11 protein-coding genes are annotated in these 19365 nt (G+C 31.2%); 3 read left to right on the top strand and 8 right to left on the bottom strand.

Annotation, left to right across the window (positions count from 1 at the left end):
• Positions 1–23: 23 nt before the first annotated feature.
• Both APS56_RS13540 and APS56_RS13535 read right to left on the bottom strand, forming a co-directional pair.
• Positions 24–1556, bottom strand: coding sequence for a RagB/SusD family nutrient uptake outer membrane protein (locus APS56_RS13540; protein ID WP_054729327.1), 1533 nt, complete (start codon positions 1554–1556; stop codon positions 24–26).
• 12 nt (positions 1557–1568) lie between these two features.
• Complete coding sequence (locus APS56_RS13535; RefSeq protein WP_054729324.1) at positions 1569–4937, bottom strand: SusC/RagA family TonB-linked outer membrane protein; 3369 nt, start codon at positions 4935–4937, stop codon at positions 1569–1571.
• A 238-nt stretch (positions 4938–5175) separates the two neighbouring features.
• Here APS56_RS13535 and rnhB point away from each other — a divergent pair, with 238 nt between their 5' ends.
• The 3 genes from rnhB (at position 5176) to APS56_RS13520 (ending at position 9626) form a co-directional block, all read left to right on the top strand.
• On the top strand, positions 5176–5775 hold the full coding sequence (gene rnhB / locus APS56_RS13530; protein WP_054729321.1) for a ribonuclease HII: 600 nt from the start codon (positions 5176–5178) through the stop codon (positions 5773–5775).
• A gap of 64 nt (positions 5776–5839) precedes the next feature.
• Complete coding sequence (locus APS56_RS13525; RefSeq protein ID WP_054729319.1) at positions 5840–8275, top strand: hypothetical protein; 2436 nt, start codon at positions 5840–5842, stop codon at positions 8273–8275.
• A gap of 301 nt (positions 8276–8576) precedes the next feature.
• Positions 8577–9626, top strand: a complete 1050-nt coding sequence (locus APS56_RS13520) for a nucleoid-associated protein (RefSeq protein WP_054729317.1) — start codon at positions 8577–8579, stop codon at positions 9624–9626.
• Between the two features lie 214 nt (positions 9627–9840).
• Here APS56_RS13520 and APS56_RS13515 read toward each other — a convergent pair whose 3' ends face one another.
• The 6 genes from APS56_RS13515 to alaS all read right to left on the bottom strand — a co-directional run bounded on the left by APS56_RS13515 (position 9841) and on the right by alaS (position 19317).
• Positions 9841–10491, bottom strand: a complete 651-nt coding sequence (locus APS56_RS13515; RefSeq protein WP_054731400.1) for a response regulator — start codon at positions 10489–10491, stop codon at positions 9841–9843.
• Positions 10492–10495: 4 nt separating this feature from the next.
• Entirely contained in the window at positions 10496–12442 is a 1947-nt protein-coding gene (locus APS56_RS13510) for a tetratricopeptide repeat-containing sensor histidine kinase (RefSeq protein ID WP_054729314.1), read from the bottom strand.
• 556 nt (positions 12443–12998) lie between these two features.
• The gene (locus tag APS56_RS13500; RefSeq protein WP_054729309.1) at positions 12999–14903 is read right to left on the bottom strand and encodes an outer membrane protein assembly factor BamB family protein; all 1905 of its coding nucleotides are present in this window, start codon (positions 14901–14903) and stop codon (positions 12999–13001) included.
• A gap of 75 nt (positions 14904–14978) precedes the next feature.
• Positions 14979–15521 carry a DUF6252 domain-containing protein gene (locus tag APS56_RS13495; RefSeq protein WP_054729306.1) on the bottom strand — a complete coding sequence of 181 codons (543 nt, stop codon included), beginning with the start codon at positions 15519–15521 and terminating at the stop codon, positions 14979–14981.
• A 185-nt stretch (positions 15522–15706) separates the two neighbouring features.
• Positions 15707–16672 carry a GSCFA domain-containing protein gene (locus tag APS56_RS13490; protein ID WP_054729291.1) on the bottom strand — a complete coding sequence of 322 codons (966 nt, stop codon included), beginning with the start codon at positions 16670–16672 and terminating at the stop codon, positions 15707–15709.
• Between the two features lie 32 nt (positions 16673–16704).
• On the bottom strand, positions 16705–19317 hold the full coding sequence (gene alaS, locus APS56_RS13485) for an alanine--tRNA ligase (protein ID WP_054729288.1): 2613 nt from the start codon (positions 19315–19317) through the stop codon (positions 16705–16707).
• Positions 19318–19365 lie beyond the last annotated feature (48 nt).

Below are 19365 nucleotides of genomic sequence, written 5' to 3'. Positions count from 1 at the left end.
TTATGCTTTTTTATATTCAAATTTTATCTTGGGTTTTGCTGTATTCCAAAAGACTGTGCTGCTTCTGGAATTTGAACCTGTCTTCTGCTGTCATCTTTAGTTAGTAAGAAACTATTTCCTAAAATATCAGTATGTCTCACCTCAATATTATGCCTTTTAATATCAAACCATCTCAGCCCGTCATTATAAAAAATTGTTTGTTTTAAATCTAAAATAGCTGCTATATAAGGTAATGATGTATCAGTAATGGTGTAAAAAGGTTCATATATTCCCTGAGGAAAATTTCCATAACCATCAGTAATATCAGAGCTTGTAATATTTTTTGGCACACCTGGGGGGTCAAATAATGGATCATTCGCAGCTGTTTTTAATAAATAAGAATTGCTAATATCTACTAAGGCATTATCTAATTGTCCTAACATCGCATAAGCTTCAGCTCGATTAAGCAACACCTCATCAGTTGATAATAACACATAAGTGACATAAGCAGTACCTGTACCAGCAGCCTGATTACTTACTTTAAAATATTCTTCAAACTTTGGAAGGTTATAATACAAATCTGAAGATCCATAAACATCAAATGACCATCTACCACCTGTTAAGTTTCTACTAAAAAACAATTGACTAGCAACCTCACTATTCAATTGATATCTCGCGGAATAATGATACCTATTATAAAGTGATTCAGCAGATACCACTAATAAGTTTGCTGGCTCAGCTGTAGATGACCGATATCTTTGAACTTGCTCATCATAAGTTTTAGGTCTGTATTGGCTTTCCCAATCTCTTAAAACACTTATGGGGTTGGCTCCTAAAGCAATCGTGCTATGATCGACTACTTTTTGCCATTCCCCTTTATGCAAGTAAAAACGCGAAGCAAAAGCATTTGCTGCTTTTATTGTAAAATGATAAGCTTTTACATTGTAATTATCTTTTACTAATGGCAAGCCAACTTCAATATCCTTTTGAATATTATCATATACAGCTTTAACAGTACCTCTTTCATACTCTCCTAATAAAACGGTTTCTGGTTCAGTTACGTAAGGCACACCTAAATCCAAATCTGCGGTATCTGGGTTATAAGCTTTAGAAAAAATACTCACCAACATAAAATGAGCGTAAGCACGACAAATAAGTGCTTCTCCTTTTAAATAATCCAACTCAGCCCCACCTCCTAAAGCTTCAATAGACGCCAACGCTTGATTAGCTTGAGCTATTGCTTTATAAGCTCTATTCCAATAGTTGGTGGGTGAATCTTCATCTACATCATTCATATCTTCCCAAAAATACATTCTTTGGTTTAGCGTGGTTGCATAATCAATACCCGTATCTGCACTGGGGCCTTTATCACCTGCGTTATCAGACATAGGTTCTAAAAAGCTAACATAAGCAGCATCTGGATAAGCACCTGTTAAAAGTTCTTCAATTTTTTCTGCCGTATCAATAGATTCAATCCTATTGTCTGGTGCTTCGTCTAAAATATCATTACAAGCCACTAAAACACTTACACTTGCCAATGAAACCCATATGATTATATTAAATTTTATATTTTTCATAATATCTTATTTTTAAAACCCAATATTAAGTGAGAACGTAAACAACCTTGAAATTGGATATGCTACCCCTCCTGATCTAAAAAATTCGGGGTCCTGTCCTCCTAACTTGGAATCGGAATAAATCAAAAAAGGATTTGTAGTTTGCAAACTCAATCTAAAATTAGAAATCCCCAATTCATCTGTCGTAAGTTTATCAAAAGTATATCCTAAAGAAATATTTTTCATTCTAATAAAATCGCCATCTGCTGTTCTGGCTGTTGAATAATTATAGGCATTATAGGCTCTTTCCACTTCATTAGCTCCAAATGATTGTAATACACTTTCTGATGCGATACTTGGAACATTGGTAATTAGTTCGTCACCTGGTACCAACCAACGATTTACAAATTCTCTTGGAAACACATCCAAATCTGAATAGGTTGAGCTATAACTAGGCGCCAACCTTACCTTATTACCTGCAGAAAAAGAAATAAAGAAACTAAAATCCCAATTTTTATAATTGAAGCTATTTGAAAGCCCTCCAGAAATATTTGGCTCTGTAGCACCTTCATAAACTAAATAATCCAAAACATTATCGGTATCTTGAAAATCTACTAAATCATATGGTTTTGAAGAATCAAAATCTGGATCTTGAGTTAAAAATACAGGCAACCCATATTCATTGAGTCCTTCAAAATTAAAAGAAAACAGCGCTCCTTTAGGGTACCCTATAGCATTACCTCTTCCTGTGCCGGTCACTAAATCGAATACATTTGCCTCTTGTTTAAGTGATGTGACTTCTTGATTGAAATGTGAAATATTGAATCCTGTTTTCCATTTAAACTTATCTATATCAACATTCACAGTGTTTAGTTGAAATTCCACTCCGTTGGTAGTCATTTCTGAATTATTACCTAATTTAACAGATTCACCACCAATACCTGTAGTTCTAATAAGGTCAATTAAATCTTTACCTTTTCTGTAATAAGCATCAAAGTTTACTCTAATCCTATTGTTAAAAAAACCAATATCTAAACCAAGATTTAACTCTAAAGTTTTTTCCCAAGTTAATTCGCTGTTTTGCAAATCCTCAATATTTATATAGTTCTCACGATCATCGTTATTTAATCTATCTGTAATCTGACTTCTAAAAACCGCTAAATTATTAGTAGCATTATCTGCCAATAAAGCCACAAGCCCATAACTTGGGCGAAAAGCTAGGCTTGAAATAACTTCAGAATTTTTAATAAAATCTTCTTTATCAACATTCCATTTACCTCCCACTGTATATGTTGGCAACCATCTAGAATCTGTAGATTTACCTGCTCTATTAGACCCTTCATAATTCCCAGTAACATTTAACACGTATTTCTTTTCAAAATCATATGTAACGTTTGCAAAAAATGAGACTTCACGTTGTCTGGTTTCTTCAGCAGAAAAATAAGGATTACCTTCTAAAATAGCTTTCTTTAAAATATCTGGATCCGTAAAAACTGTTCCTCCTTTTTCAAACTGATAACCATATCCTGTGTTTTCACTACTAGTTCTATCAGTATATCTATATTCTTGTCCGCCGTATACTCTCAATCCATATTGGTCATCATTAAATCGCTTTGTCCAATCTAACGTATTTCTAAATGTATAGGTTACTAAAGTATTTTTTGATGTTTTTAATATCCCTCCAACGGGCAAAACAACTTTTGGTCTGGAGTTAGGTTCATCTGGATCTGTAAACAAAAACGTATTTGCGTCTTGAACTATGGTTGTATCATCTGCCCGATAAGCGGCAGCTACATTTGAGTTTTCTGTAATAGCATGCTCACCATTAGACGTTACATACCTGGCAGAACCTAAAAAATTATAAGTTATATTGTCATTTATTTTATACTCTGCTTGTCCTTGAAACTTTATATCAGCAACATTAAGTTCAATCCCATTATTTTCAAGTTCATTTAAAATATTAAATGGCGCCCAATTATATCTTGAATATTCTAAATTACCATCACTATCTCTTGGTCTTAAAGCACGACTGGTATTTAAGGCGTAACTAAATGGATTGATATCAAAATCTCGAGTATAAGAACCACTCACCAAATCTTCCTCTCTAGCAAAAGTCCCTGGGGCTAATTGATTTCTAATAGAACCTTGTAATTGCGTAACAATCTTTAATTTATCATCGCTTAAGTAATATGTATTTCTTAAATTACCTGTTATCCTTCTAACACGATCGGCTACAGTCCAACCCCCATCTGTATAGTAACCCAATGAAGCGTAAGAGGTAGCATTTTCTCCTCCACTAGAAAAACTTAAAGTATGTGTTTGAGTTGGAGCAGCATTAAATAAGGTGCTAAACCAATCCGTATTGGCTAATTCATATTGTTGTAAAAATTCAGCCCTTGCTTCTGGTGTATTTTCTAATTGAAATTGACCTGTATTTTCATCATAATTATTAATAGCTCTATACATTATATTGTATATCCCTCCATAACGTCCTTGAAAGGAATCTGGTAAATTTAAAAACCCTTTAGATTCCATTTCTCTATAAACAGAAATGGTTTCTTGAGAGTTTAACAAATCATAATTGGTATATCTTGGAATATCTCTTACCGCATATTCTGCTGAATAATTAAATGTTGGCTTTTGATTTTTCTTACCTGATTTAGTGGTAATAACTACTACACCATTTAAGGCTCTTGCACCGTATAAAGCACTTGCCGAAGCATCTTTTAGAATTTCAAAACTTTCCACATCTGAAGCATTTAAACCTGCCACAGCCGAACTTAATAAAGTGCTGGCATCTCCAGAAACCAAATCAGACACTGATAAGTTGACAATTTCCTCTTGAATAACCCCATCAATAATCCAAATAGGTTTGGTATCACCTAAAATAGAAGATGACCCACGAATGGTAATTCTAGGCGCCGCTCCAAAAGTACCAGTTACGTTTTGGACACTTACACCTGCAGCTCTACCCTCTAAAGCCCTTGATACATCAGCTACACCATCAAGTTTAATTTCTGCTGCCTTAATAGTTTGTGAAGCTCCAGTAAACAACTCACGGTTTACATTTTGATATCCTGTAATAACAACAGTATCTAAACTTTCTACATCCTCCTTCATGATAACATTTAAAACATTATCAACTCCAACGGTAAGCATTTGAGTCTGCATACCAATAAAACTATATTTTAAAACATCTCCTGTTTTTGCAGAGATAAGATATTCTCCATCAAAATTAGATACTACCCCCTTACTTGTTCCATCCACAATAATAGTAACACCTCCAAGCGGTAAATTATTTACGTCTGATATAGTACCTGTGATTTGTATTTCTTGAGCAAAGGAAAATTGTATTGAAAACACCATAATTAGTATCATCAAACCTGTCAAGTTCAATTTCATAAAATGATTTATTTGTAATTAGTCTAAAAACGAATTTCTTAATATTATCTTAAAAAAACAAAGCTTTGATTAAAAACATTTTAAAAAACACGTATTTACCCTCAAATAAATATTTATTACTTAAAAATTTATTTATTTTGTTATAAAAATTTTATAAAAAACTCAATAAATCCAAAAATTCTACAATTTCAACAAGACCCTTTTTTAATACAATAAACATACATTTTTTTCTGCTTATATGCTACTAATAAATCATTCCAAAAACACTCTAGAATGTGGCACCGACGAAGCCGGCCGTGGCTGTTTAGCAGGACCGGTAACTGCTGCGGCTGTTATATTACCAAAAAAATTTAAGAATAACATTCTTAATGACTCTAAACAACTTAGTGAAAAAAAGAGAGAATTATTAAAACCTATCATTGAAACTGATGCTTTGTGTTTTAGTGTTTCACATGTCTTTCAAGAAGAAATTGACCATATAAATATTTTAAATGCTTCCATTTTAGCTATGCATAAAGCTATTGACGGGCTTAAAACACCTCCTGAATTTATTATTGTAGATGGAAATAAATTTAAACCTTACAAAAAGATTCCCTTTGAAACTATTATTAAAGGTGACAGTAAATATTTAAGCATAGCTGCAGCATCTATATTAGCAAAAACCTATAGAGATGCTTACATGAACCGCATTCATGAAGAATACCCCATGTATCATTGGGACCAAAATAAAGGCTATCCAACCAAAGCGCATCGTGATGCGATAAGAAAGTACGGTATCACTAAATACCACAGAAAATCATTTAGACTCTTACCCGAACAGTTAAAGCTAAGCTTATAAGTTTTTTGCTTTCCATTTAAAAAACTTGTTGATAATTATTAGGTTTGTATAAATTAATTCATTTATGAAATTTTTCTATTCCTCTCTTCTTCTTTTTTTAATTCTAAGTTGTTCAAAATCAAAGCATGAAAGATCCAAACTTATTCACTTCGCACCAGAAAATGCTTCATTAATTTTAAAAACAAATAATCTTGAAGGCTTAAAAAGTAGTCTTGATAACAACGATTTTATAGAGGGTATTTCAAAATCGGTTGCTTTTACTAATTTTAATGAAAATTTAGAACTTTTAAAATATTTAAAACCTACTTCCGAAACTTTAATCTGCTTTTCTGAAAACGACTCCGATTCTTTAGAATACACTATTATTACTAAATATTCAAAGGAATTATTTGAAACGGATTCTTTACCTAATTATATAGCAGAAACACTTACCTACAAAAACAGATCTATTAACAAATCAACTATAAACAAGCACGTTTTTTATAGTATTGTTTTAGACAGCACTTTTATTGCGTCTACTTCCAAACTTTTTATAGAAAATTCATTTAACACCAAACCACTTAACACGAATTTAGAAAAAATATATAGCACCACTAATTCTGACAAAACAGCATCTATCATACTAAAAGCCAACAAAAACACTTTTCTGAAATCATTTTTTATTAATGATACCTTACTATTCAAAACATTCACAAATTATTTAGCAATTGATACAGATATTAGCCAAAATGAAATTATTATAAATGGCATTACTAAAGATTCAGATTCTACAAAAAGCCTCATCAATATTTTTAAAAACACCATTCCTCAAGAAAACCAAACTCAAAATGTTACACCACCTGATAGTGATGGATTTATGAGTTTTACTTTTAACAACTTCAAAATATTTAAAAAAAATCTGATAAAATTCAACAAAAAAGATTCCTTAATTTCTGCAACGACCCTTTTTGATAATATCATTGAAATAGGCGTTATTTATAAAGATAATGATAAAGCCATTGCTTTAAATTCTTTGGATGTTATTGGCACTCACGATGCTTTATTAAGTGAACAAAACAACATTGAAACTTATAGACAAGTTGACATTTTCGGTTTTAGCACTCCTAATTTATTTGCAGAAACACTTTCGCCTTTCATAACCTCAAACACTTTTGAGTATTATTGTGTACTAGATAATTTCTTTGTGTATTCTAATAGTATAAATATGCTCCAGCAAATTATTGCCAACTATCAAAATAAAACAACTTTAAGCCAACAGCCTTACTTTTTAGATATTAAAGAACAACTTAGCGACCAAGCATCCTTAATGTTAGTTACCAATCCCTCAGCACTGCAAACTATTTTAAACCATAATATTGACAACCTTTCTAAACTCAAACTTGAAGCCTACAAAACTTCGTCACTTCAATTTATTTACGATAATCATTTTGCTCATGTAAACGGTATCATTAAAAAAAACAAAGTAAAAGCATCCTTACATTCTATTTCCGAAGAGTTTAATATAAAATTAGAAAATGACTTGTTAAATACACCGCAATTGGCAACAAATCATATAAACAAACAAAAAGAAATTATTATTCAAGACGTAAATAACAATTTGTATTTAATTTCTAACACAGGAAAAATTCTTTGGAAAAAACAATTGCACGGACCAGTTCTTGGCAAGATTGAACAAATAGATATTTATAAGAATGGTAGATTACAATTAGTTTTTGCAACACCAAACCGGGTGTATGTTTTAGATCGAAATGGAAAAGATGTAGCGCCGTTCCCAAGTAAGTTCAACGACAAAATAACACAACCTCTTTCCGTATTTGATTATGATAAAAATAAAAATTATAGATTATTAGTAACACAAGGCAGTAACATACTCATGTATGATGTAAGTGCTAAAATTGTTAGAGGTTTTACCTTTAAAAATGCTAATAACACTATTATTAGTCAGCCTCAACATTTTCGAATGGGTAACAAAGACTATATTGGATTTAAAACTGAAAACAAGCTTTACTTATTAGATAGAACAGGAAAAACAAGAATTACACCAAAAACAAATTACAATTATTCATCAGAAGCCATTTATTTATACAATAATAAATTCACAACAACAACCAAAACTGGAGATCTTATTTCCATTGACACCAGGGGTAATGTTGCTAGTGTAAACTTAAACTTAGCTGAACACCATCATTTAGAAACGACCAGCAAAACTCTGGTTACTTTAAGCGAAAACAAACTCACTATTAAAAGTAAAACCATTGAATTAGATTATGGAAATTATACCAAACCTCAAATATTTTATATTTATGATAAAATATATGTATCCACTACAGATTTACAATCTCAAAAAACGTTTCTATTTGATAGCCAAGCAGAAATGATTCAAAATTTTCCTGTTTACGGAAATTCAATAATTTATCTGGATAATATTGACCGAGATAGAGATTTAGAATTTGTAGTTAAAGGTGAATCTAACTCCATATTGTTATATCAAATCAATTGATTTATTTAGGCATATAAAAATTGTGTATTTACATTTCTTTAAACAAAAACAAAACAGTATTTTTAACCCGCTATTAATCAATTCTGTACTCTCAATAACATATTGTTTTTTTCAAAACAGTATTCAATAAATTATGATAAAGTTCTTTTCAATTAACATACTACAAAAATATTTTTAAAGCATAAATGTGTTCCCCAGATTGCAAGCCCTAAATCTTGAACGTCAAAGCACAGCTTTGGCGTTCTTTTTTTGTGTATTTCTGTTTTGAAATTCTTAGTATTGCATTATTAAATAACAGCAAATGATTTCAAGAAAAAACGCTTCCATTTCAAAATTCATCATTCATAAAGTTGGTAACAAATTTAACGATACAAAAAATGCATTTTCAGAGAAATTAGTAGATTTTGATGAAGCCAGTTATGACTTAATGCTACCCTTTTTATTAAAACCATTTAGTAGCGTGGTTCAAAGTTACAGGTTTAATCATCACGCAAATATTTCTCTAAACGAAGTTAACAGTTACAGCACGCAATTATTTAATAACGAAGAGGCGTTTATAGATATTTCTAAACATATGGTTACTCATTTATATGAACAATCAAGTTCTGCCCAAATTAAAACTGGCGACGTATTAATTGTCATGTTTGAAGGAATTGAATTTAAAGAAATAACCACTAATGCTGTCGGAATTTTTAAAATTGAAAATAAAGTTAATTTCTTTCAGACCTATTTAGAAAATAATAGTTATGATGTACTTGTTCAAAAAGGAATCAATTCTAAAAAAGTAGATAAAGGCTGTTTAATTTTAAACCAGAGTGATGGAGAAGGCAACATTATTTTAAGTGTAGACAATAATAGTTACGATACACAATACTGGCTCAATCATTTTTTAAATATTAAATATGCTGATGACGCCAACAATCATACCCAACAATACATAGAACTTTGTAAAGAGTTTTCTACTGAAATTTTAAAAACCACTTATGGTGCTCAAGAGCAAAACACTTTTTTAGCAAAAACTATCGATTTTTTTAAAGAAAATGAAATTGTAAATGTTGAGCGTTTTAAAGAAGATATTTTTGAAGAAGACAAACACAAAAACCTATTTGATGATTATAAAAAAACCTTTGAAGGTGAACAAAACTTAGTACTTAGAAATCAATTTGATGTTGCCGAAGCTGTTGTAAACAAAGAAAAGAAAAAATTTAAAACTGATATAAAATTAGACACCAACATACAAATAAAATTAGATATTGACGCCCCTGATGCCTCTACCGAATATTTAGAACGCGGTTATGATGAAGAAAAAAAAATGCATTATTACAAGGTGTTTTTTAATTCTGAAGGCTAAATTTTGCTCAGCTGATAATATTCATCATAAAACTTTAGTTTTGTAATGAATTATCCCTAAAACCAGAGGTATAAATATACTAAGGATATAAAATAAAAAAACATCAGTTTCCTTCGACATAAGAAGTCCAAACCAATGTAATTATGAAAATTAAATTCAAGACAAATATAAGGCAACATGTCAATATTAATATTACCCATTTGTTAATCTAATGTTATATTAGATTATTCTTTTTTGCTTTATCTACAGCTTCTAGCTTATTATGAACTTGTAGTTTTTTATAAATATTTTCAATATGCTTCCTTATAGTTCCTGGAGACAAAATAAGGTTCTCTGCAATGGCATTATAACTTAGTCCAGTACTTAACTGTTCCAATACTTGAATTTCTCTTTCAGAGAGTTTTATATCGTCTTGAACTAAATTAAAATTAACCGGATGAGGGTTACGCAACAACTTTAAAGTTTTCATGGCTATAGATGGATTCATCGCTGCGCCACCATCCATGGTTTCCAAAATACCTTCATGCAAATCTTTAGGATTTATTTCTTTTAACAAATAGCCATCTGCACCTGCTTTTATGGCATTAAAAATGTTTTCATCATTGTCAAAAACCGTTAATATTATAATTTTAATGTGTGGATATTTTTGTTTAACTATTTCGCTCGCTTCTATACCGTTTAAAACCGGCATTTCAATGTCCATCAAAATTAAATCCAAGTTATGATTGTTTTCTAACTGCTCTAATAAATCAGCCCCATTCACTGCTGAAAATTTCACATTTAAATCTTGAAAAAAAGACAACTTTTCTTTAATTGTATTTATCAAGAATGTGTTGTCATCTGCTATAGCTATTTTGATAGGCATAATTTTAAATTTCAAATTTTAACAAAATGGAAGTTCCTTTATCTATTGCACTATCAATATGCAGTATGGCTTTAATATCATGAGCTCGTTTCTTCATATTATTCAACCCATTTCCTAAATCAATAGTTTCTCTATTAAATCCCTTTCCATTATCAATCACTGAAAATTCAACGATATTAATTTTTTGCTTTATATCTACCACAATCTGTGTGGAATCTGCATATTTTAAAGCATTATTAATAGCCTCTTGTATAATTCTGTATATATTCATACCTCTTACTGAGGTAAACGCCAAATCTTTAGAAACATGAGAATCTACAGTAAATTTAAACGTTGTTTTAGAAGAAATACTGTTGGCTTTGTCTATAAAATTTGAAATTCTAGCTTGTAAATCCTCAAGTGAAATAGCACTTTTGTTCATAGCCCAAATAGTATCACGGAGCTCATATATGGTTTCTTTTGTAAATTGCCCAATACTAATTAGTCTATCTGTTAACCCTTGGTTTTTAATATTATATCCATATTGTAAATTTTCAATAGATGAAATAACAAAAGTTAATTGCGCCCCAATATTATCATGTAAATCTCGTGAAATCTCCAAACGTTGTTCTTGTAATTTATTTTGACTTTCAATTTTTATTAACGCTTCTTTTAAATCACTCTCTTTTTTTAGTTGATGATTCTTTAATTTCTGTTGCTTATAAAGTAAATACCCCAATACCGACAGTACAATTAATAAAATAACAAGTCCAACAAGCTGTGTGTTTTTCTGATTAATATACAGCTCCTTTTCCGCAATATTGGCACGCTGGGCAAGAATTTCTTTTTCTTTTTTTTCGGTTTCGTATTTAGTTTCTAACTCATAAATAGTTTTTACTTTATCAGCTTCAAAAAGGCTATCTCTTGAAATAGTATACTGTTTTTGATGGTTATAAGCCGTTTTAAAATCATTGGTTTGCTCTCCAAGCATAGCTAACATTTTTAAAGCTTTTACTTTCATTTCTTTAAAGCCATTTTTAGTAGTAATTACCAGTGCTTCATCAAGTTCTTTCCTTGCTAAAGAATATTCTCTACTTAATATGTAATTGTTAGCCAAAGACATTTTAGTATTTGATAATTCATATAAATTATGGTCTTTTTCAAAATGAGAAATTGCTAACAAATAATCCTTTCTTGCTGAAGCATATTGTTTCAAACTGTCTTTAGCAATACCAATATTTCCTAACATATAGGGCACATACCTTGTATAACCAAGATTTGTATACAATTGTTTTGCTATTTTAGAAAATTGAATGGATTTTTGATATGCTTGAAGGCTAATTAAAACAGACCCCATGTTTCCTTGCACAATAGCCTCTCCTATTTCAAAATTATTTTGTTTATAAATTTTAAGTGCTTTTTCATAATATTCTAACACTTTTTGATATTCCTTTTGCTTTTTGTATACGATACCTATATTTACCAAAACTGTTGGCACTTTTTCAAAATCTTTTGAATGCTTTTCATAAATTATTAAAGCTTTAAAATAATTTTTTAAAGCTAAATCATAATTACCTTTCAAGTCTTCAATAATTCCAAGATTAGTATAACTATCAGCCGTACCAATAGTGTCTTGTATTTTATTTTTAATTTCTAAGCTTTTTTGATGATAGGTTTCGGCACTATCTAATTTACTTGCCGCTTCAAATGACGATGCTAAGGTATTATATGCAGAAGCAATTCCCTTTTCACTCCTAATATGCTTGGCTACGTAAAGAGCCTGTTTAGCATAATAAAGTGCTGAATCTACCTGTGAGTTTTTAAATTCCCAAGAAATTTTATTAAGCGTGCTTATTAAAGTTAAACCCGTTTGATTTTTTGAAACTATTTTTAAACTATCAAGCCGACTTTCAATTTGTGCTTGATTATAAAAAAAGGAAAGTAACGTTATTACCAAAAATAGTTTCTTCATATTTTTTTGTTAATGCCCTATGAAGCTATTCAATTAAAATGCTTTCCAAATATAAGTTTTTGCATCAAAATAAAGTCCTTAGTAATTTGAAATACTCTATTAAAAAGTGATTCATTTAGGTCTTCAATTAATAAAATTTGATTTGCATAAAATTGATGTTTTTGCGCTTCTTCATAAATCTCTCTTTTTAAGGATACGCAACGCTTCTCAACCATATTGTTTAATTGTAAGATATTAAAGCTTATTCTTGCTATAAAAAAACTTAAAATAAGTATTAATAAATAAATAACTCCACTAAAAATAAATTGCATATCCATAAACAACTACATGATAATCAATAACTTTACATTAAAAAAAAAAAAAAAAACATCAATTGCTAATCCTTTTACAGATATTGCAACTGATGTTTTTATGTGAACTGATTAATAGCATATTAAATATATAGAAAAATGTTTTAGACAAACTAAATTATCGATTAAGAGTTATTAAAAAAGATTAAGCGCAATAAACTAAATATCACGCCTAATCAAACAAATCTCAACAACAAGATTTATTTTCATAACTTGTATGCATAGATAGTTTTATCATTGGCTTTGTAATACAAAACCCCTGCAATTTCATCTACTTGATATTCTGGTTTTTTATCCTTCAGTAAAATTTCCTTATCTACTTTCCCAGTATCTTTGTTTACTTTTACTATCCCTGTACCACTATTTAACTTAGTTAATATAAATTGTGCATTTTCAGTAGCTGCTGTAGCTTTAAAACGTTTGGACATCACATCAAAAGCAGCATCACCAATAGAAGCAAACATATCAGCTGCACGCTTATATTCTTTACCATAATCGTTATAATTACTTAAATCGTTAGAGCTACCATAAGGATTGGTTCTATTTGCACCAGCTTTTGCAGCGTGTGCCATTGCTAAGCCTGTTGAAGCCACCGCCACAACCCCAGATAGCACTTTAACAAAGCCACTTTGCCCAGGTGATTTATAATATTCATGATAAATTTGTTTCCCATCATTTCCTAAAAGCAATAAATTTTGTGATGAACTTAAAAAGATATTACCATTTCTCATTTCCATAGTATTAGCAACTTCTTTTTCTTCAAATTTTACTTTTGAAAAATCTGTAGCCTCTCCTGTTTGAGCATCAATAGCAAAAACATCACCATCTGCCGCAATTAAGTATCTGTTTTTAGCATTATCAAACGTTGAGGCGACAGCCACCGAATTTTTATATTTTAATGGTTTATTCCAAACTTGATCTCCTGTTTTTAAATCTACTATATTAGCATCTTCACTTGTAATGTATATTAATCCCTGTGGAGATTCTGCCATCATCATGATATTTTCTCCGGTTTTTAATGGCTTTTTAAACAAAGTTTTTCCTTCGAATGAAATTTTATTAATACCACCTTGTTGAATTCCAAATAAAATACCATCATCTTGTACATAAAAATGCTGAACCCAACCTTTTGTTTTTGGAGCTTTATCCCATAAATCTTCACCTGAATCTGCACTTAAAAAAGCTATTTCAGATTCATCATTTGTAGCAAAAACACTTGTACTACCTCCTGAGCTTTTATCACTCACTACAGCAATTCCTTGTGGTAAAATTTGAAAGTTCGAAACATTTCCTTGTACTTTTCTATCATCTTTCCAAAGTTCAACACCTTGGTTACTTATTTTATGAATACGTGTGTTTTTTCCATTAGTTGTCGTTTCAAAACCGTAAATTTCTGTTTCAGAAATATCAGAAGTCATCCAATTTATTCCTTTTATTTTACATTCCCATAAATCATCTCCTTTATGAGATTTTGCTATCAAACCTTGAGCAGTTGGTATAATTAGCATATTTTTTAATAATAGTGGCACACCCGTAACACTAAAATCTTTTGCTACCCCAACCCTTCCAGGCTTATCCAAAAAGAAACTATAATCGAGCTTTTGTGTATTTAAATCGTAAACAGCCACCTTTGCAGTCATCTTTTCAAATTTATTACCTTCTTTTTGTATACCGCTAACCACTAATTTATTTTGTGGTAATACAATATTGCAAGTGTAAATTTGATTCCAATTGTCAGTTTCAGAATTAAAAATTACTTTACCTGTTATATAATTAATTACGGCTCTTTTTGTTTTAGCAATACCTGCAAATTGAGAACCAACTCCCTGTGACACTACTATATATGGTGATTCTGGTATAAATTGCGTTTCCTCTGATTTTAACTTTCCAAAATCGTTAAAGGTAAAAACAGGGGTACTTTGATTTGGGTCTATACCAACCAAACCCTCATTGGTTGCTGCAACTAATATCCCTCCAACAGTCAATGTCATTTCATTAATGTTGGAGCCCAAATTATAAGTTACATTTGGAATTTCTGCCTTTTGAGCATTTGTTGTGTTTATTATTAGAATCGCTACTAATAGCCACACCATTTGATTTAATTTTCTCATTGTTGATTTTTGCTTTTGGTTAAATTATTTGATATTTATCTTACATCACCTTAGTAAGACACCATTTTCTAAATCTTAAAATGTTTGTTTATTAAGGTTGAAAGATCCTTCAGTAATTTGCATAATAGATCCATCCCCTCCCACATTTTTACCTTTAAAACTAAAAGTTCCAATAACTTTAGTCTCAGTTTCTTCACTTATAGATATTGAACCAGCTAAGGTTTCATCATAAGGAGCCTGCCAAAGTTCTGTGGTTGAAGCTATAGGATTACTTAAATTAACATCCGTTTCAGAATAAGTTGCAACATTCGTTATTGCAACATTGGCTCCAGTAAACTCATAAGTTCCTGCACCCTCATACCCAAAAATGGTCATTGAAAAGCCTTGTCCATCTGAATTCGTAGCAATTATCATTAAACTTTTAGCAACACCCGTAGTTGTAATGGTAGCTGAAGATGACAACTCAAAAGACTGAAATGGTTTACCTGCTACATTAGCAATTAGCAATCCTGAAGGAGCTTCTCCACCATCACCTCCGTCATCACTACTAGAGCATGAAGAAAATATTGTTAAAAAAATGGTTGTTAATAGTAATACTAAATGTTTTAATTTTCTCATTGTTAATTTGTTTTATAATTAATAGCATTACAAAACTGCAACAATGGCAAGGGCTAATCAATACGCAGAATTGCGTATATTAATATAAATCTATAAATCACAAGCTTTTACAAAGTGGTATTAAACAAGAATGCTTAGCTGAAACAGGTATAAATTAACAAAAACAAAAGAATCGTAGTTACTATTTAAAAGTTAATATGAGGAAATTGAGTCTGTAATTGATGTTTTTTTACTTCTAATTTTTCAAGAAAACGTTGATGAGCTTCAGAATGCTCATTAAAAGGCCTATGTTGAAGCCCTTTTTGAACTATATCTACGTTGTTCATGACTTTTAAAGCATCCTCTGAAATCCAAACTGCTTTAAAGATTTCCCATATATAATTGATAGCTGTTTGATTGGGATGAATCATATCTTCAGAATAAAAACGATAATCACGTAATTCGTCCATCATGATTTCATAGGAAGGAAAATAAGCTCCTACATTGCTAGATTTACCATTACTATCTAACATCTGATGAATGGCTGAAATTAAATGGGCCTTACTTTGTGTGTTTTCAACAAAACCATCTTTTAAATGTCGTATTGGAGAGACTGTAAAAATAATGGTTGCTTTATTATTGATACCTGCAACCAAATCCACTATATTTTTTAATAAAATTGTTATCTCTTCAATTGACAATAACGCTTTATCAAATTGTTTTTGAGGCACTTTATGACAATTAGCCACAACTAACTTACTTTCAACATACGTATATACCCAAGCTGTACCCAAAGTAATAATAATATGGGTAGCATTGCATATTTGCTGGTTTGTTAATTCAATTTGACTATTAAGTTGATCTATTAAATCTTTTTTTGAAACATTACTTAATACTGAATGTGCATCAAAACAATGCCACTGTTCATTGTGAAAAAAAACATCTTTTTCTGCAAATTCTTTTTCATTTACAGCATTTGAAATGAGAGTTTCAATCGCCTTTGGATGAAATAAAATACCAAACGGGTTCTGCAAATACTTAAACTTAAAATACTCTAATTTTTTGCCAATATTTTCTGAAAAACAAGACCCTAATAATAGTACGTTAGCGGTGTAGTCTATTAGAATATTAGATTCTTGTTTTTTAGATGGTATTTGAGTTTGTAGTTTCATAGTGGATTCCTGCCTACGCAGGAATAACAAAGTTACAGTATATAGCTTTTAGCTTTACCTAAAGCCTCGTCAATACCTCCTGGATCCTTTCCTCCTGCGGTTGCAAAAAACGGTTGTCCGCCGCCGCCGCCTTGAATGTATTTACCAAGTTCTCGAACTACTTGTCCTGCATTTAAGCCTTTATTAGCTACCAATTCTTTGGAAATATAACATGATAACAATGCTTTGCCTTCATTTTCGGCCGCAAACAGTAAAAATAAATTATCGTGTTGCTGACCCAATTCAAAAGCGACATCTTTAATACCTGAAGCATCTAAATCTAATTTCTTAGCTAAAAACTGAATACCATTGATGGTTTCTAGTTCATTTTTAAGTTCACCTTTTATATTTTTAGCTTTATCTTTTAAAAGTACTTCGATTTGCTTTTTAAGACTGGTATTTTCTTCTTGTAAACTATGAAGCGCCTTTACAGGTTCCTGTGCATTATTCAGTAAATATTTCATTTCGAAATACGCACGGTTATTTTCGAAATAATAATTCTTAACAGCCTGATTAGTAATAGCTTCTATACGCCTAATCCCTGCCGCAACAGCACTTTCTGATATGATTTTAAAATGCCAAATATCACCTGTATTTTTAACATGAATACCACCACAAAGTTCTATAGATTTACCAAAACGAATGGTACGAACCGTATCGCCATATTTTTCTCCAAACAAAGCCATCGCTCCGTCTTCAACAGCTTTTTCCATAGGAACATTTCTGTTTTCTTCTAAAGCCAACTTACCTTCTATTCGTGCATTCACAAAATCTTCAATCTCAGCCAACTGTTCAGGTGTTACCTTTGAGAAATGCGAAAAATCAAAACGCAAAGACTCTGGCTTTACTAAAGAGCCTTTTTGCTCTACATGTGTACCAAGAATAGTACGTAATGCTTGGTGTAATAAATGAGTTGCTGTATGGTTACTTGCTGATAAATGTCTGTTTTCATCACTTACAACTGCTTTAAAAGATTCCGTTAAATGGCTGGGCAAATTTTTAGTAAAATGGATAATAACATTGTTTTCCTTTTTTGTATCTAAAATATAAACCACATCACCATGCGAATCTTTCAAATAACCTCTATCTCCAATTTGACCACCACCTTCTGGATAAAAAGGAGTTAAATTGAATACAAGCTGATACATCTCGCCATCTTTTTTGGAAGTCACTTTTCTGTATCTTACCAACTTAACCTGCGCTTCTAATGTATCATAACCAACAAATTCTTGAACGGCATCTTCCTTGATAACTACCCAGTCATCTGTTGACATTTCACTAGCGGCACGCGAGCGATTTTTTTGTTTTTGAAGTTCTTCATCAAAACCTTTTTCATCTAACTTCAACCCTTTTTCTGAAAGAATTAATGCCGTTAAATCTATAGGAAAACCATACGTATCATACAATTCAAAAGCTTTTTCTCCAGAAACAATTTTGCCTTCTGTTTCTTCAACTATTCTATTTAGCAATATTAAACCTTGATCTAAGGTTCGTAAAAAAGATTGTTCTTCCTCTTTAATTACATTTTCAATCAATCCTTTTTGAGATTTCAATTCTGGAAAAGCTTCTCCCATTTTTTTGCTCAATACCTCAACCAACCTATATATAAACGGTTCTTTTTTATCAAGGAATGTAAAACCATATCGTACAGCACGTCGTAAAATCCGCCTAATAACATAACCAGCCCCCGTATTACTTGGCAATTGTCCATCAGCTATTGAAAATGCTACCGCACGAACATGATCACAAATCACACGAATGGCTACATCAACTTTTTCATCTTTTCCATACTTTTTATCGGCAATAGTTTCAACCTCTCTTATAATTGGGGTAAAAACATCAGTATCGTAATTGGATTGCACATTTTGAAGCACCATACATAAACGCTCAAATCCCATACCAGTATCAATATGTTTAGCTGGCAATACCTCTAAACTTCCATTGGCTTTTCGGTTGTACTGCATAAAAACCAAATTCCATATTTCTACCACTTGAGGATGGTCTTTATTTACCAAACTTTTTCCTGAAACCTTTGCTTTTTCTTCAGCAGAACGTATGTCTACATGAATTTCGCTACAAGGGCCACATGGTCCTTGATCACCCATTTCCCAGAAATTATCTTTTTTATTTCCTTTTAAAATACGGTCTTCATCTACAAATTCTTTCCATAAATCATACGCCTCATTATCCATTGGAAGCTTATCTTCATCACTACCCTCAAAAACAGTAACGTATAAAATATCTTTATCTATCTTATAAACTTCAGTTAGCAATTCCCAAGCCCAAGCAATAGCCTCTTTTTTAAAATAATCACCAAAACTCCAATTCCCCAACATTTCAAACAAAGTATGATGATAGGTATCATATCCAACTTCTTCCAAATCATTATGCTTGCCAGAAACACGCAAACACTTTTGACTATCTACAAGGCGATTGTTTTTGGGCTGGGCATTTCCTAGAAAATATTCTTTAAAAGGCGCCATCCCTGAGTTTACAAACATTAAAGTAGGATCATCTTTAAGTACCATAGGAGCTGATGGTACAATACTATGTTTTTTGTCTTCGAAAAACTTTAAAAATTGTAATCTAATATCTTGTGACTTCATTTACTTAATAAAAAACTGATTCTAACTAATTCATTTTTATAATTATAA

It is taken from the genome of Pseudalgibacter alginicilyticus (assembly GCF_001310225.1).
Taxonomy (GTDB): Bacteria; Bacteroidota; Bacteroidia; order Flavobacteriales; family Flavobacteriaceae; genus Pseudalgibacter; species Pseudalgibacter alginicilyticus.
Note: the sequence above shows the minus strand (reverse complement) of the source record. Positions and strands in the feature narration are given on the sequence as shown.